Genomic DNA, 14,505 nt, shown 5'->3' on the forward strand with positions numbered 1-14,505 from the left:
CATGACTTAGATCGCTGGGCCGGGCGTTACTCGAAACGCACGGCGTCCCAGTCGAGAATGCGCGGGTCTGCAAGGCCCTCGGTGACGAAGGGGTCGTCGGCGATGAAGCGTTCAGCGTCCTCGCGCGATGTGAAGATTCCCATGGAGGAGCCGGCCGGGTCCGGGGCCTGGAACGGGCCGAGAGCGACGAGCCCGCCGCCGGCGGCGCGGAATTCCTCGTAGTAGGCCTTGTGGCGGGGGAACGTTTCCATGACGCGTGAACGGTCGGCGCCCTCACGCAGGCTGTACAGCACGACGAATTCCATGGACGCCATCCTACCGGCCGCCACCGGAAACACCGGAGAGGTCGAGCACAACCGTCCCCGCCGCTCCGTCCACGGTGACGGTGTCCCCGGTTCGAATCCGCAGGGTTGCGTCGGGGACACCGACGACGGCGGGAATCCCGTATTCGCGTGCCACCACAGCTCCGTGCGAAATGGGTCCGCCCATTTCCATGACCAGCGCCCCGGCGGTCATGAACAGCGGCGTCCAGCCCGGATCTGTCGACGGTGCGACGAGGATTTCACCCGGCTCCAGGTGGGCGCCGGCCGGGTCCAGGATGACCCTCGCTTTGCCTGTCACGGTACCGGCCGACGCCGGCGCCCCGGCCAAAGCTCCAGGCTCTGCGGCCGAAGACGCCCGGGACTGCGCGGCCATGGCCGTCTCAACGTCGGTACCGTCCGAAAGCAGCAGGCGGGGGATGTGCCGGCGCCGCATTTCGCGCTGGTAGCTCCGGCGCCGTTCGGCGGCGAGGCCGCGCAGGTCAGCGCCGCGCAGACCCACGCGGGCTTCGGTGAGGTCCAGGAAGAAGACGTCGTCCGGTACCTGGGCTCGGCCCGCGTCCGCGAGTTCCTCACCCACCAGCTGGAGCTGGTGGCGGAGGACGGCGAACGCCACGATGAGCCGGAACTTGGGATACTCGCGCATGCCGGCGGTTTCCCGTGCGCGCCGCAGGCTGTGGGCAACGATCCTGCCGAACAGCCTGCCCCTGGACCGGGCGGCTCGTGCGGCCAGCTCGGCTGCCTTGGCTTCGGCGTTGTCTGCGGCCCGCCGGAATGCCCGGTCCGGTGCGAGTTCCGGGTCCGCCAGCCTCAGGTAGTTGGCCAGGGCGTTGATGAGGTGGGCGGGGTTCTCACTCCAGCGGGGAACGCCGAGGTCTATTTCTGCCACGGTGCGGTGACCGTACCTGGCGAGGAAGGCGCGCAGCCCGCCCTGGCAGGCGGCAGGTAACGTCCCGTCCGCGTAGCGGCCGGCAAGTATCTGGGGTTCTTCCCCGGTCAGCGTGCGGACCGACTCCGGGTCCTCCCGGATTAGGGTGGCGGTCCGCCAGAGCTCCAGATCCATCTCTGTGGTCACGTTGTGCGGCAAGCCCCGCAGCACGGCCTGCAGCTCGCCGGCCTGCGCAAGCCGGCCCAGCAGCAGCCGGGCCAGTCCCAGCCAGACATACCCGGCGGCGGCAGGCGGCAGTACCCGCATCACGGCGGGGGTGATCTCCTTGGTGAGGAGGCGTTCCACGAAATCCAGCCGCTGGGCGCCGGCGACCGGCTCCGGCAACACCAGCATCCGGTCCAGCTCATGGTCCGCTTCCCTGACCCGCTCCAGCGCGGCGGCGGGATTGACCATCGCTCGCAGGACCTGCCCAACCAGGCCAAAGGGCGGCGAGGCCCCGAGCCCCGCCTTCAGCGACGCCAGCTTGGATGCCTTGGTGAGGGCGAAGCGGGGGTCGGCCGCCAAATAGGCCAGCACATCCACTGACCTGGCATCGGCCACTTTCATGGCCCGCAGCAGGCCGCGCCTCCCGCCCTTGCTCCGCAGCAGGGGAGTGACATCCACATACATGCGCATCCCGATCTGGGCGGAACGGTAAGCCGCCGGTCCGTTGCCTGCCGACCGGGAGCTGTCGCTCATCAGGGTGAAGGATGCCAAGCCCATGGGCGTCAGCGGCCGGGTCAGCCCCTGCAGCAGGCTGGCGCACAGGTAGGCGCGGGTGCCGCCGTCGCGGATGTCAGGCTCGGGCAGGGGAAACAGCGTAGTGATCGGACGGGATTGCACCACCCGGATCCCGCCATCCGCCGCGATGGCCCACTCCACGTCCTGCGGCTCGCCGTAGAGTTCTTCCACACGGCCCCCTGCCCTGGCCAGCGAGCGGACCTGCTCATCCGTCAGGCACGCCTGCTGTCCGTCCTGCTGTCCGTCCTGCCGTGCACCGTCCTGCCGGCGCAGCTGCCGTGTCCCGCCGCCCGGCACGGGCCGGATTTCGGCCCGTTTGTCACCCAGGCTCCGCTGAAGAATCGCTCCGGTGGCCGCGTCAACCGTGAACTGGTCCGGGTTCACAGCCCCGCTGACCAGGGCCTCGCCGAGTCCGGGCGCAGCGTCGATGACCGTTTCCCTCCTCCGGCCGGTCAGCGGGTTCGCCGTGAACATCACGCCGGCCACGTCGGCGTCCACCATTTCCTGGACAACGACGGCAATGCTGATCGGGTGCTGGCCGATCCCGTGGTCTGCCCGGTAGGCCACCGCCCGGTCCGTCCACAGGGAGGCCCAGCAGCGGCGGACCGCGTCCAGCAGCGAGTCGGGGCCGACGACGTTGAGGTACGTGTCCAGCTGGCCGGCGAAGCTCGCTTCGGGAAGATCCTCGGCGGTGGCGGAGGAGCGGACGGCCACCGGGATGTCCTCCCCCAGGCCGGCGTAGGCGGCAAGGATGTCTTCGGCAAGGTCCCCGGGTATGGGAGCGGACTCCAGCCTCCCGCGTGTCTGCTCCGCCGGCTCGGAAGGTTGCACTCCTGCCGCGGCCGCCGCCCGCCCATAGGCCGCGGTGGTGACGCAGAAGCCGTGCGGGACCGGCATTCCGGCGGCCAGAAGGACACCGAGGTTGGCGGCCTTGCCGCCCACCTCAGGCACCATGTGCGCGTCCACGCCGGCCAGGCTGATGACAGTCCCCACCGGGCGTGGTGCGCGCCGTTCTGCCCGCTCAGCCACCGGCCGCCGCTATCCCACTCCGCGCCGGACCAGCTTCCGGGACTTCCGGTGCGCCTTGCGGTACTTGGCTTCGGCCTTGGCCGCGCTCTTCTGCTCCCGCTTCAGCAGCGAGCCGTAGGCCGCCACCACGGGCTCCGGCAGGTCCGGGCCGCCGGCGAGCTTTCCCAGGAAGATCCGCGCCATCACGCTGTCGTGGTGGTCGCCAAGGATCTTCTGCTGTTTGTGCGCCACTTTGGCGAGCTTCGCCGCGCGCTTGCCGAAGACGGGGTCGACGGTCTCGGCGGCGTGCCGCAGCCGTTTGGCGTCCTTCCGCACCTGGTGCAGCGCGGTTTCGTGCCCGGTAGCGTCTTTGAGCTCCATTCCGGGCTTTTCGCCGGCGTCCGCGTTGATCCGCAGGGCCGCCTTGTGGGCGCGGCGCAGCCGTTTTGCCGACTTGCCCACCAGCTTGCGGGCGGCCTTGCGTGCAGGTGCTGCAGCAGCCGGGCGTACGGGCGGGTGGTCACGGAAGTCTTCGAGGTCGTCGAGGAGGCGGAAGTAACGGTCGGTCAGGAGCACCTCCTGCGTCTTGCGGTAACCGGCCTCCAACCTGGTGACCAGTTCCCGCTCGATGCGCCGCTTCACGTCGTCTGCCGCTTCCCCCGGCGGGAGCTTCTCCGCATGGGTCCGCAGCCGGTCCAGCATGACTTCAGCGTCACGCGGCGTGCCGAGGATCCGGCCCAGCCACTTGAGCTCGTCGCGCAGCCTGCCCACCGCTGCCCTGCCGTAGAGCTTCCGGTAAGCCGCCAGGGCAGACCGCACGCGGCGCGTGGCCGAGCGCATCGCATGGACCGCGTCCGGCTCCTCCAGCCGCACCCGGGGGTCGTTGGCCAGGATTTCGCTGATCTGCCCGTCCAGGTACGCGGTGACGACGGCGGATGCCGGCCACTTCTTGCCCGGTTTCCTGCCGCCGGGCTGCTTTACGCCGCCTTCGGCTGCCGCCGTGCGGTCAGTTTCGGCAGTCCCTTCACGTTCCTTGCCTTGAGCTTTCGGCGTCGCCTCCCCCAATGCGCGCCGCAGCTTGGACCGGTGCGCGGACGGCCGGGCACCTGCCGCGGCCAAGACCGCTGCGGCTGCCTTGAACACCCCCGGCTGGCCGTGGACCAGCTCAAGTTCCCATTCGCGCCACTGCTGCTCCCGGCCGGCGGACTCACCTGCCGGTTTCTGGTCCGCGCCCAGAAGAAGCTTGGCGACCACGGTGTCGTCTGCAAAGTCGGCGAGGTGCACGCCGTCGTCCCCGTACAGGGCAAGTATGGTGCGCCGCGTGCTGAGGCGGGCCACGGGCACGGGATCCGATCCGCGGAGGTAAGCGTGCAGGTGGGCCAGCAGTTTCCCTGGAACGACGTCGGCCTGGCCCAGCGGGGCGTGGATCTCCCGGCGGGCTTCGGGTAGCTCTTCCGATGCCGGTCCGGGGCCAGCCGCGGGCTCCGGTGGCAGCTTTACATGCCAGCCGGCGTCGGCTCCGCCGTTCCTGCGCCGCAGCGTGATGCGGCGGGAGGCGAGAACCAGATCCTCCGTGTCGAAGTAGACGGCTTCCAGTTCAGTGTCGTGCGGCTCGCCCACGCGGCCCACACCGGGGATGGCGGCGAGGTCGGGCAGCTCCGTGCCGGAGTCGACGTCATACTTCTTCTCCGTTTCAAGGCCTTCGGCGGTCATGGCCGGACGGCGTCCTTTCCCCTTGCCGGGTTTGCTGCGTGTGATGCGCCTGCTGGCCTGAGTCTATGCCGGGCCCGATCGGCCCGCGAGAGTTTCCCCACAAAACTCTAGACATCAAACGTCAAACGTCTAACGTTAAGGAATGGCGACCACTTCCTCAGCACCCCCGACCACGGCCAGTTATACAAGCAAGCCGCGTGCCGCCGTCGTCGCCGCCGTTATCGCCCTGGTCCTCATCGGCCTGAACCTGAGAGCCGGCATCACCGGCGCCTCGGCGCTGCTGCACGATCTGCAGCAGGTGCTGGGCTACGGGCCGCTGGTCGCCTCGCTCATCCCCTCCATTCCCACGCTGTGCTTCGCCGTGGCCGGTGCCGCGACGTCGTGGCTGACGGGGAAGCTGGGCGTCGAGAAGGCCATCCTGCTCTCGCTCGGCATGCTGGCAGGCGGGCTGCTGCTCCGGGGTATCCCAACGACCGGGATGCTGGTGGCGGGCACGGTGGTTGGGATGTCCGGCCTTGCTGTCTGCAACGTGTCCATGCCGTCCTTCATCCGGGAGCACTTCGCCGCGCGCACCTCGCTCATGACGGGCGTCTACACGGTGACCATGACCAGCGGCGCCACCGCCATGGCCGTAGCCGTGGTTCCGTTGTCGCAGGCGCTGGGGTCGCCGTCGGCCGGGCTGGGCACCATCGGGGTCCTCGCCCTGTCAGCATTCCTCGGCTTCCTGCCCGTGACGCTGCACGCCCACCGCAACACGGCCCGCAAAACAGCCGGACACATCTCCCCGTGGCCGCTGCTGCGGACCAAGACCGGGCGGCTGCTCACCGGCATCTTCACCCTGCAGGCGCTGCTGGCCTACGCGCTGCTCAGCTGGTTCCCGTACATGCTCACCACCATGGGCCTCAGCCCGGCGGACAGCGCCCTCATGTTCGGCGTCATGCAGCTGGTCTCGGTCCCTGCCGGAATGGTGCTGATCGCCATCGGATCCCGGCCGCGGATGCTCCGCCCCGCCGTCTACCTGGCCACCCTCACTATGACGGCCGGCATCACCGCGCTGCTCTTCCTTCCCGTGTCACTGGCCGTCATCCCGGCGGTGCTGCTGGGCTTCGGGCTGGGCATCTTCCCCCTGGTGATGGTGATCATCAGCCGCAGCGGGCGGAGCACCGCCGAGACCACGGCACTGTCCACGCTGGCCCAGTCCACCGGCTACCTCCTCGCCACCGTCGGGCCGTTCGGCATGGGCCTGCTGCACAGCGCGACGGGCAGCTGGACATTGCCGCTGGCGCTACTGCTGGTCATCGCCGTGGTGCAGATCGTCGTGGCCCACCTGCTCAGCAGCCGGCGGGCTGCCGGAGTGAGCGCCACCGGCACGGGCGCTGCCGGAACCGGCGCTGCCGGAATGAAAGAATAGGACGCCATGACCCTGAGCACGTCGCACCGCCAGCCGCTGGCGGACGAAGTCACTGCCAAACTCCGAGAAATGATCCAGACGGGCGAGTGGCCGCTGCAGCAGCGCATCCCGTCCGAAACCGAACTCATGACCGGACTAGGCGTGTCCCGCGGGACACTCCGGGAGGCGGTCAAGGCGCTGGCCCACAGCGGGATGCTCGAAGTCCGCCGCGGCGACGGAACCTATGTCCGTGCCACCAGCGAAATCTCGGGGGCCGCGCGACGGCTGTACAAGGAGCACACGGACGAACACGTCCTCGAGGTCCGCGTGGGGCTGGACACGCAAGCGGCGCGCCTTGCCGCCCGGCATGCAACGGCCGACGACGTCGCCGCCATGCGCGTGCTGCTCACAGAGGGCGAGGAGGCCTGGCGCGCCGAGGACTTCGCGCGCTGGGCCCGCGCGGACTGGGGCTTCCACGAGCGGGTGGCACAGGCCTCCGGCAATCCCCTCCTGCACGAGCTGTACGTCAGCTTCGGCGACGTGTTCCACGCCGACCTGCTGAAGCAGCACCGGCGCCCCGGCTTCAACGGTCTGCCGCAGGCGGGCCACGGTGAGCTCGTGGATGCCATCGAAGCACACGACAGCGAGGCGGCCGTGGCCAGCGTGCACCGGAACCTCAATTCCTGCGCAGAGTGGCTCCGGGAGTAAGGGGCTTTCACCCCCACGGGGAACATCAGTAGGCTTACTAATCAAGCCGGTTGGCTGATTGCCCTGATGAGTAGGAGTTCCAATGGCCCGAACAGCCCGACTGTCCGAGCAAGATCCACCCCAAGAGCTCACGTCCGGTCCGCTCCTGCGCCGTAAGGCACCCGGGCAGCCGGACCACAAACCGCCCCGGGAGCTGTGGTCTGACAGCCTCGGCAGGGTGGGGATCCGGTGCGCCCAGATCCTGCTGATCCTGGCCGTGGCAGCCGTCTCCGTGTACGGACTCCTGCAGGTCCGGCTGCTGGTCATTCCCGTGCTGATCGCATTGATCCTTGCCGCCGCCATCGGGCCGTTCGTCAACCTTCTGCGGCGCCGGGGACTGCCCGGCGGGGCCGCCACAGCCGTGGCCTTTGTGGCCCTGCTGATCCTGCTGGCCGGGGTCGGCACCGTGATCTACTTCTCCGTCCGCAGCCAGTGGGGCGACCTGGTCCAGCAGGCCTCCGGGGGGCTCGACGAACTCGAAAGCTTCCTCCTCTCCGGCCCGGTCCCCATTGACCGCGAGCAGCTGAACCAGGCCCGGGAAGGCGCCGTCCAGTTCGCCACGAGCAGCCAGGTGCGGTCAGGAGCCATCACCGGCCTGTCGGTGGTGACGGAGTTCCTGGCCGGCGCGAGCCTCATGGTGGTGATCCTCTTCTTCTTCCTCAAGGACGGCGCGAAGATCTGGAACTTCCTCCTGCGGCCCTTCTCCGGGGACCGGGAAGCCAGGCTGCGGCGTGTGGGCAAGCGGACCCTCGAGGTTCTGGGCGGCTACGTCCGAGGCACGGCCATTGTGGCACTGGTGGACACCGTGGCCATCGGCGCAGCGCTGCTCATCATGCAGGTGCCGCTGGCCATTCCCCTCGCCATCATCGTCTTCATCGGCGCCTTTGTTCCGCTCGTCGGAGCCACCGTGGCCGGCATCCTGGCAGCTCTGGTGGCCCTCGTCGCCAACGGCCCGGTGGTGGCGCTGGTGGTGGTGGCAGTGGTCATCGCCGTCAACCAGCTCGAAGGCGACCTGCTGCAGCCGGTCGTCATGGGCAAGTCCCTGCAGCTCCACGCCCTCGTCATCCTCATGGCCCTGACAGCGGGCACCATCCTGGCCGGCATCATCGGCGCCGTCCTGTCCGTGCCGCTGGCGGCCGTGGCGTGGGCGATCATCCAGGTGTGGACGGCCGAGGACCCCCACCTCCAGGACATGAACCCGGACCTCCCGCCGGCGGACAGCCAGCCTACGTAGGACAACCCTCTTCAGCGGAGGTGCTCTGCGCACGACCGCGGCCGGGCACGTTGGGTGCCCGGCCGCCGTCGTGCGTTATTGACTTAGAGTCCGTTGTCGCCTGAAGCGGACGCCGTCAGCGCAGCCCCTTGAACACATTCTTGGGCCGCTGCATCTCGCCATGCTTGGCGCCAAGGACGATGACGGAGGCGGCGAAGGCGGGGATGGTCCACTGCAGCACCTTCAGCTGCTTCTGCGCCGCCTGCAGTTTCTCGGAAGAGCCGGGCCGTGGCTCTGTGGCACCCTCGGCCCCCTCATCGGCCAGCTTGTCCACCTTCTTCCCCAGCACACCCGCATACAGGGTGACCGCGGCCCCCGCCACCGTGACGGCCGTCTTGTAGATGGTGTCCCGGGCCACGCCCTCCTGGCTTGCGATCCTGTCCTTGTTTTCCAGCGCAATGAACAGGTCTGCCAGCAGGTGGGTTGCGAATGCGGCCGTCTGGACCGGGGCCCATTTCATCCAGCCGCGGCTCGAGAGGCGCGTGCGCTCAGCGGGGTCCTTCGCCTCTGCAGTGGCTCCGTTGAGGCCGACCGCCCCCATCAGGGAGCCGCCAAACCAGGCCGCTGCCGTGAGGTCATGAACAGACCGTGCAAAGAGATTTCCAGCCATGATGTCCTTCCTAATACGAGAGGTTCAATCCGGAACAGTGGCTGCGGCAGGCCCTGGGTCCAGGTGCCCGGCAGCCGTACCAAAGACATGGTCCCCACATGGTAAGCACACTTACTAACGTTACGATAGCCCGTAATATCGATGGTTCTGTGCGTAAAATCAACGCCATGGGATCAACAGGAACACTGTTCGGCTGGGCATTCGGCGACTCCGAACGCGAGGACGACCAGGCTTACGTGGACGGGCTGAAGGGCGAGGCGCTGGCGAACGCGACGCAGGCCGCCAAAAGCAAGGGCTTCGATGTCCAGGCGGGCTCGGAAGTATTCACCGTCCTCAGCGCCGGTGACGCTCTCGTCGACATCGACACGGCGCCCGACGACCTCGTGGTGCGCTGCACCGTGAAACTCGTGGGTGAGGGCGCGGAGCGCATCCACGCGGAAGGGCCAATGAACGGCTGAACGCCGTAAGGCAAATGCAGCACGGCTGAACGCCGGACAAACGCGGGACGGCTAAGCGGGAACGGCTACCGGAGGGCACTACGGACAACGACTCGACGATCAGCGAGGCGGCCGACGCCGCGGAAGCTGCATCGAACACCAAGGCGCTCGACGTCGTCGCGCGTTCCGGCTTCGCTGTGATGGCCCTGCTGCACATCATTCTCGGCGCCATCGCGATTGCCCTGGCCTTCGGTCATCCCGGGGAGGCCGAGCCCACCGGCGCCATCGAACAGCTGGCCGCCAATCCCTGGGGCCCGGCAGTCATGTGGGCGTGCCTGATCGGGTGCTGGGGGCTCTCCCTCTGGCAGCTGAGCGAGGCCACTCTCCGGGCCCGCCATCTGCCGCGCAAGGAACGGATCGGGAAGCTGATCTCCTCCGGCTTCCTCGCGATCGCTTATGGCAGCGTGGGGCTCAGCTTCGGCGGTTTCGCTGTGGGGCTTCGCGGCGACTCCGGCGAATCAACACGGGACGTGAGCGCGGCTCTCCTCAGCAACCCCTTTGGCGGCGTGATCCTCAGCGCCCTGGGCCTGACCGTCATCGGCGTGGGCATCTACTTCGTGGCGAAGGGCTTCCGACGCGGCTTCAAGGAGGAGCTCTTCCACTTTGACGGCACCCGCCGGGGCAAACTCATCGACACCCTGGGTGTGACCGGACACGTGGCAAAAGGCATCGCGCTGTTCCTTGCCGGGCTGCTTTTCGCCATCGCAGCCGCCAAACACACCCCCGAAGAATCCACCGGCCTCGACGGCAGCCTGAAGGCCTTGCGCGACCATCCGTACGGGCCCTACCTGCTGTTTGCCATCGGTGCAGGCTTCATTTGCTACGGAATCTTCGCCCTGGTCCGGTCAAAGTTCGGCAGGATGTAGCGATGGGAAGGGTCTAGCCTTGGGAGGACGACGCATGAGTAGACGGTTCAGCGGTGATCCGGGCGGAGCGCCCAATCGGTCATCCAACCGGGCGGCAGACCTCGCCGGCCGCGGTTTCGCTGCCGTGTTCCGGGGCCTGAAGGCAGTCCGTCCCGGACGCCCCATTCATCCGCGGGGCATCAGCCTGGTCGGGGAGCTGACCCTCACCGGCTCCGCGGGCCGGGCAGCGGCAGGTCTTCCGGCGGCCAGCGGAGTCGCCTGGCTCGACGACGCCGGGACCCGCCAGGTGCGCGGGCGTTTCTCCCGCTCGGTGGGCCTTCCCGAGGCCCTGCCGGACATACTGGGTTTGGCGCTGCGGACTTCGGGCGCATCCGGAGATCCCGGGGTTTCCGGCGCCCGTGACCTTGACGCCTTCGGTGACAGTGCCGACGTCGGAGATGTCCTGTTCGCCTCGACCGGCTGGGGCCTGCCGGGCCGGTTTATGCTGGTGCCCAAGCTGGATGTCGGGACCGCCAAATTCACCACGCTAATGCCCTACAAGGGGTCCAACGGTCCCGTGCTTCTGGGGCTGCGCACGCTGTCCCTGCCCGGGCGTGCGACCGGCCGGGCGGACACTGGGGGTAACTTCAGGGAGTCGTTGGCCACGGGTGACTGGACCCTGGCCCTGTCATATACCACCCCGGCCGGCCGGTGGGTGCAGGCCGGCGTGCTGCACCTGCGGGCCGCCGTTCCCGACGCCGGGCACACGGACAGCGCGGACACCGACCGTGCTGGCACAGGCGGCGGGGACAGAGCTAGCGGAGACACCGTCATCCGCTTCGATCCGCTGAAGCACCCGCTCCCCGGCGCCGGAACGTATGCCTGGACGCGCCGGCTCCGGGAGCGCTCCTACCGTGCCGCCCGGCGCCCCGCCGCGCGCATCATCGGCGCGCCGGACCCCACCGGACTCACAGCTGCAAACGCGAACGCCGCCACCCGGCGTCGGGCTTCGGCCGACGAAAGGAACACCATGTCAACCGTCACGCAGGTCTTCAATTCACCGGCATCAGCAGTCTGGAAAGTGATAGCGGACGGCTGGCTCTATTCCGGCTGGGTGGTCGGTGCCTCGAGAATTCGGGACGTGGATGCCCGCTGGCCGGAGGTTGGCGCACTGCTCCACCACTCGGTGGGCGCCTGGCCGCTGCTCATCAACGACTCAACGAAGGTGACGGCGGTGGAACCGGAGCGGCGGCTGGAGCTGATCGCCCGCGGCTGGCCCGTTGGCGAGGCCAAGGTGGTCATTACCCTCGAGGACCTCGGCGAGCAGTGCCGGGTGACGATCATCGAGGACGCGGTCCGCGGCCCGGGCCTGGCCGTTCCCAAGGCGCTGCGGGATCCGGTCATCACCGTCCGCAACCGCGAAACCCTGAACCGGCTGGAGCTCATGGCCGCCGGCGGCGCGGGGAGTTAAATACAACGCGCGCTTAAACCAACGCGAATTAAACCAACGCGGGGTCACTTGGCGCCCAATATTCCGTAGGGAATGGGCGCTAAGTGACCCCGCGTTGTTTTAGGTTTTAGACGCTGGCGGCAATACCGTCGCGGGAGATGGAGACCATGTCCTCGCGCGGCACCACCTTGATGCGCTCACGCACAACCTCAACACCGTGCGAGCCGCCGGCCGCGGTGGCCTCGGCGCCCAGGGCGAGCTCGTGCGCGTCCAGGGCCAGCCAGCCTTCCCAGGTGGTGTATTCCACGCCGCGGCTTTCGAGCAGGTCGACGACGGCGCTGGCAGCGGGTGCCTCGGCAACCGGCAGGTTCTCGCGGTCTTCCAGCAGGAAGGTCACGGTCTCGAGGGCATCACCCTTGGTGTGGCCGATCAGGCCGACCGGTCCGCGCTTGATCCAGCCGGTGGCGTAGATGCCCGGGACGTGCTCGCCGGAGGCGTCCAGGACGCGGCCGCCGGCGTTCGGGACAACACCCTTCGTGTGGTCGAACTCGATCTCCGGCAGCGCGGAACCGAAGTAGCCGATGGCCCGGTAGACAGCCTGGACCGGGTAATCGACAAATTCGCCGGTGCCGCGGGCGTTGCCCGTGCCGTCGAGTTCGGTGCGTTCAAACTTCATGCCGCTGACGCGCCCGGGGTTCTCGGCGTCGTCGTAAATTTCCACCGGGCTGTGCAGGAAGTGCAGGTGCAGGCGGCGGGAGGCCTTGAGCTCGGAGAGGTCCTCGGGCTGCTCGGCGATCCAGTTGGTGAGCGTTCCAACCATGGTCTTGATCTGGTTGTTGCTCTGGATCTGGCGGTCTGATTCCTCGTCGAACTCGAAGTCCTCCGGGTACAGGATGATGTCCACGTCCTTGGAGTGGGACAGCTCGCGCAGCTCCAGCGGGGTGAACTTGACCTGGGCCGGGCCGCGGCGGCCGAAGACGTGGACGTCCGTGACCGGCGATGCCTTCAGGCCGGCGTAGACGTTGTCCGGGATTTCGGAGACCAGCAGGTCGTCGGCGTGCTTGGACAGGACACGGGCCACGTCGAGGGCCACGTTGCCGTTGCCGATCACGGCGATTTCCTTGGCGTCCAGCGGCCATTCGCGGGACACGTCAGGGTGGCCGTCGTACCAGGACACGAAGTCGGCGCCGCCGAAGGAGCCCTCGAGTTCGATGCCGGGGATGTTCAGGTCGGCGTCCTTGATGGCGCCGGTGGCGAAGATGACGGCGTCGTAGTGCGCCTTCAGGTCCTCAATCGAAAGGTCCGTGCCGTAGTCCACGTTGCCGAAGAAGCGGATGTCACCGCGGTCCAGGACCTTGTGCAGGGCGTTGACGATGCCCTTGATGCGCGGGTGATCCGGGGCCACACCGTAGCGGATCAGGCCGTAGGGTGCCGGGTAGCGGTCAAAGAGGTCGATGCTCACGGTCAGCTCGCCGCTCTTGACGGCCTCGCTCTTTGTGAGGATGTCCGCTGCGTAGACGCCGGCCGGGCCGGATCCGATGACGGCCACGCGCAACGGGCGGGCGGCGGTTCCTACGGGGGTGCTGGTTGACACGGCTGTGTTCCTTTTCTTCGGTCCCACCCAACTAGCTCGCACTTGTTGTCGTTTTGAGGGCTCATAACGACAACAACTGCCAGCTAGTTGGGATTCGGGGGCTAGGGGGTGAGAACGCGGGTGGTGCTGGTGCGGGGCTTGTTGGGGCTGGTGGTGCTGTAGTCAGCGGTTTTGAAGGGCGACGGCGCGAAGGGGCTGACGCGGACAACGTCACCGATGACGATCACTGCAGGATTGGCGACGCCGGCGGCCTCGGCCTGGTCGGCGATGGTGCCGAGGGTGCCGATGGTGACGCGCTGGTCCGGCAGGTAGCCGTTTTCAACAATACCAACTGGTGTGTCACCGGGCAGGCCGGCTTTGCCGAGAGCGGACGCTGATTCGCGCAGCTGGCCGACGCCCATGAGCAGGACGACCGTGTGGTCGGGGCGGGCCGGGACCTCTGACAGTTCCTCGTGGCCTGTGACAACGCTGAAGCCCTTCGCCAGGCCGCGGTGTGTGACGGGGATGCCGGCGGCGGCGGGTACGGAGATCGCGGAGGTCACACCGGAAACCACTTCGACTTCGACGCCGTGCCGGCGGCAGAATTCTGCTTCCTCGCCGCCGCGGCCCAGGACGTACGGGTCGCCGCCCTTGAGGCGCACCACGCGGTGGCCTTGGAGGGCCTCGTCGACGAGGATGCGGTTGATCTCGGCCTGCGGCACGGGGTGGTGGCCGGGGGTCTTGCCGACCTCGATAACGCGCACGTCCGGGGCAAGTTCGTTGAGCAGTTCACGCGGGCCGAGGCGGTCGGCGACGACGACGTCGGCCTGACCGAGCAGCCGGCGGCCGCGGACGGTGATGAGGCCGGTGTCGCCGGGGCCTCCGCCGACGAGGGCGACGGATCCGCGGTGGGCACGCCGGCGGCGCAGCGGCAGGTCGCCGGATTCCAAAGCGGTGGCGACGGCGTCCCGGAGCGCCATGGCGCGGCGCGGGTCTCCCCCGGCGTTGACGGCGATCTTGACGTCGTCCACTTCGGCGACGGCGGGCGTCCAGGCGGCTGAGGATTCGTGGTCGGAGGCGTTGACGCACCAGACGCGCTGCGCCTCGGCGTCGGCTGCCACGCGGGTGTCGACGGCGGGATCGCCGGTGGCGGTCTGAACGAACCAGACGCCGTCGACGTCGTCCGAGCGGTAGATGCGCGGCTCCCAGGTGAGAAGGCCCGCGTCGGTGAGTTCGCGGAGCGCGGGGGTGACTTCGGGGGCAACCACGGTGACGCGGGCACCGGCGTCGAGCAGGCCCTTCGCGCGGCGCGCAGCAACGCGTCCGCCGCCCACCACCAGCACGGGGCGGCCGAGGAGGCGCAGCGCGGTGGGGTAAATGTCCTGAATTGCCATGGATCAACGGTAGGGC

The 14,505-nt window shown here is 68.5% G+C and carries 12 protein-coding genes; 6 read left to right on the forward strand and 6 right to left on the reverse strand.

Annotated elements, in window-relative coordinates; genetic code table 11:
• Positions 1-26 precede the first annotated feature (26 nt).
• From ACTHQX_RS07750 to ACTHQX_RS07760, 3 genes are read right to left on the reverse strand one after another with little or no spacing between them, the layout of a single operon-like run.
• Positions 27-305 carry a YciI family protein gene (locus ACTHQX_RS07750; RefSeq protein ID WP_440156480.1) on the reverse strand — a complete coding sequence of 93 codons (279 nt, stop codon included), beginning with the start codon at positions 303-305 and terminating at the stop codon, positions 27-29.
• A gap of 10 nt (positions 306-315) precedes the next feature.
• Positions 316-3,018 (reverse strand): PEP/pyruvate-binding domain-containing protein, encoded by a 2,703-nt coding sequence (locus ACTHQX_RS07755; RefSeq protein ID WP_440156479.1) that lies wholly within the window; start codon positions 3,016-3,018, stop codon positions 316-318.
• 9 nt (positions 3,019-3,027) lie between these two features.
• Positions 3,028-4,710 (reverse strand): CYTH and CHAD domain-containing protein, encoded by a 1,683-nt coding sequence (locus tag ACTHQX_RS07760; protein ID WP_440156477.1) that lies wholly within the window; start codon positions 4,708-4,710, stop codon positions 3,028-3,030.
• Positions 4,711-4,852: 142 nt separating this feature from the next.
• Between ACTHQX_RS07760 and ACTHQX_RS07765 the strand changes: the two genes are divergently transcribed.
• The 3 genes from ACTHQX_RS07765 (at position 4,853) to ACTHQX_RS07775 (ending at position 8,081) form a co-directional block, all read left to right on the forward strand.
• A complete protein-coding gene (locus tag ACTHQX_RS07765) occupies positions 4,853-6,121 on the forward strand; it encodes an MFS transporter (RefSeq protein ID WP_440156476.1) in 1,269 nt (422 codons plus the stop codon).
• Positions 6,122-6,127: 6 nt separating this feature from the next.
• Positions 6,128-6,808, forward strand: coding sequence for a FadR/GntR family transcriptional regulator (locus ACTHQX_RS07770; protein WP_440156475.1), 681 nt, complete (start codon positions 6,128-6,130; stop codon positions 6,806-6,808).
• Positions 6,809-6,890: 82 nt separating this feature from the next.
• Positions 6,891-8,081: an AI-2E family transporter gene (locus ACTHQX_RS07775; protein WP_440156474.1), complete on the forward strand. Its 1,191-nt coding sequence runs from the start codon at positions 6,891-6,893 to the stop codon at positions 8,079-8,081.
• A gap of 115 nt (positions 8,082-8,196) precedes the next feature.
• Here the strand turns inward: ACTHQX_RS07775 and ACTHQX_RS07780 are convergent, their stop codons facing one another.
• Positions 8,197-8,730 carry a hypothetical protein gene (locus ACTHQX_RS07780; RefSeq protein ID WP_236804660.1) on the reverse strand — a complete coding sequence of 178 codons (534 nt, stop codon included), beginning with the start codon at positions 8,728-8,730 and terminating at the stop codon, positions 8,197-8,199.
• 167 nt (positions 8,731-8,897) lie between these two features.
• On the opposite strand from ACTHQX_RS07780, the gene ACTHQX_RS07785 reads away from it, so the two are divergent.
• The 3 genes from ACTHQX_RS07785 (at position 8,898) to ACTHQX_RS07795 (ending at position 11,543) form a co-directional block, all read left to right on the forward strand.
• Positions 8,898-9,188 carry a hypothetical protein gene (locus ACTHQX_RS07785; protein WP_440156473.1) on the forward strand — a complete coding sequence of 97 codons (291 nt, stop codon included), beginning with the start codon at positions 8,898-8,900 and terminating at the stop codon, positions 9,186-9,188.
• Between the two features lie 179 nt (positions 9,189-9,367).
• The gene (locus tag ACTHQX_RS07790; RefSeq protein WP_440156472.1) at positions 9,368-10,093 is read left to right on the forward strand and encodes a DUF1206 domain-containing protein; all 726 of its coding nucleotides are present in this window, start codon (positions 9,368-9,370) and stop codon (positions 10,091-10,093) included.
• Between the two features lie 34 nt (positions 10,094-10,127).
• Positions 10,128-11,543: an SRPBCC family protein gene (locus ACTHQX_RS07795; RefSeq protein ID WP_440156471.1), complete on the forward strand. Its 1,416-nt coding sequence runs from the start codon at positions 10,128-10,130 to the stop codon at positions 11,541-11,543.
• A 106-nt stretch (positions 11,544-11,649) separates the two neighbouring features.
• On the opposite strand, the gene ACTHQX_RS07800 is transcribed toward ACTHQX_RS07795, so the two are convergent.
• Together ACTHQX_RS07800 and cobA are read right to left on the reverse strand one after the other, a co-directional pair.
• Entirely contained in the window at positions 11,650-13,116 is a 1,467-nt protein-coding gene (locus tag ACTHQX_RS07800) for an FAD-dependent oxidoreductase (RefSeq protein WP_440156470.1), read from the reverse strand.
• A gap of 101 nt (positions 13,117-13,217) precedes the next feature.
• Positions 13,218-14,489: a uroporphyrinogen-III C-methyltransferase gene (gene cobA / locus ACTHQX_RS07805; RefSeq protein ID WP_440156468.1), complete on the reverse strand. Its 1,272-nt coding sequence runs from the start codon at positions 14,487-14,489 to the stop codon at positions 13,218-13,220.
• Positions 14,490-14,505 lie beyond the last annotated feature (16 nt).

The organism is Arthrobacter sp. SAFR-023 (assembly GCF_051965295.1).
In the GTDB taxonomy this organism is placed as follows: Bacteria; Actinomycetota; Actinomycetes; order Actinomycetales; family Micrococcaceae; genus Arthrobacter.

Bases quoted from the DNA above. Each gene is read 5' to 3' on its own strand.
- ACTHQX_RS07775 (WP_440156474.1), top strand. From the start codon at position 6,891: ATGGCCCGAACAGCCCGACTGTCCGAGCAAGATCCACCCCAAGAGCTC.
- ACTHQX_RS07760 (WP_440156477.1), bottom strand. From the start codon at position 4,710: ATGACCGCCGAAGGCCTTGAAACGGAGAAGAAGTATGACGTCGACTCC.
- ACTHQX_RS07750 (WP_440156480.1), bottom strand. From the start codon at position 305: ATGGAATTCGTCGTGCTGTACAGCCTGCGTGAGGGCGCCGACCGTTCA.
- ACTHQX_RS07770 (WP_440156475.1), top strand. From the start codon at position 6,128: ATGACCCTGAGCACGTCGCACCGCCAGCCGCTGGCGGACGAAGTCACT.
- ACTHQX_RS07795 (WP_440156471.1), top strand. From the start codon at position 10,128: ATGAGTAGACGGTTCAGCGGTGATCCGGGCGGAGCGCCCAATCGGTCA.
- ACTHQX_RS07785 (WP_440156473.1), top strand. From the start codon at position 8,898: ATGGGATCAACAGGAACACTGTTCGGCTGGGCATTCGGCGACTCCGAA.
- ACTHQX_RS07765 (WP_440156476.1), top strand. From the start codon at position 4,853: ATGGCGACCACTTCCTCAGCACCCCCGACCACGGCCAGTTATACAAGC.
- cobA (WP_440156468.1), bottom strand. From the start codon at position 14,489: ATGGCAATTCAGGACATTTACCCCACCGCGCTGCGCCTCCTCGGCCGC.
- ACTHQX_RS07780 (WP_236804660.1), bottom strand. From the start codon at position 8,730: ATGGCTGGAAATCTCTTTGCACGGTCTGTTCATGACCTCACGGCAGCG.
- ACTHQX_RS07790 (WP_440156472.1), top strand. From the start codon at position 9,368: ATGGCCCTGCTGCACATCATTCTCGGCGCCATCGCGATTGCCCTGGCC.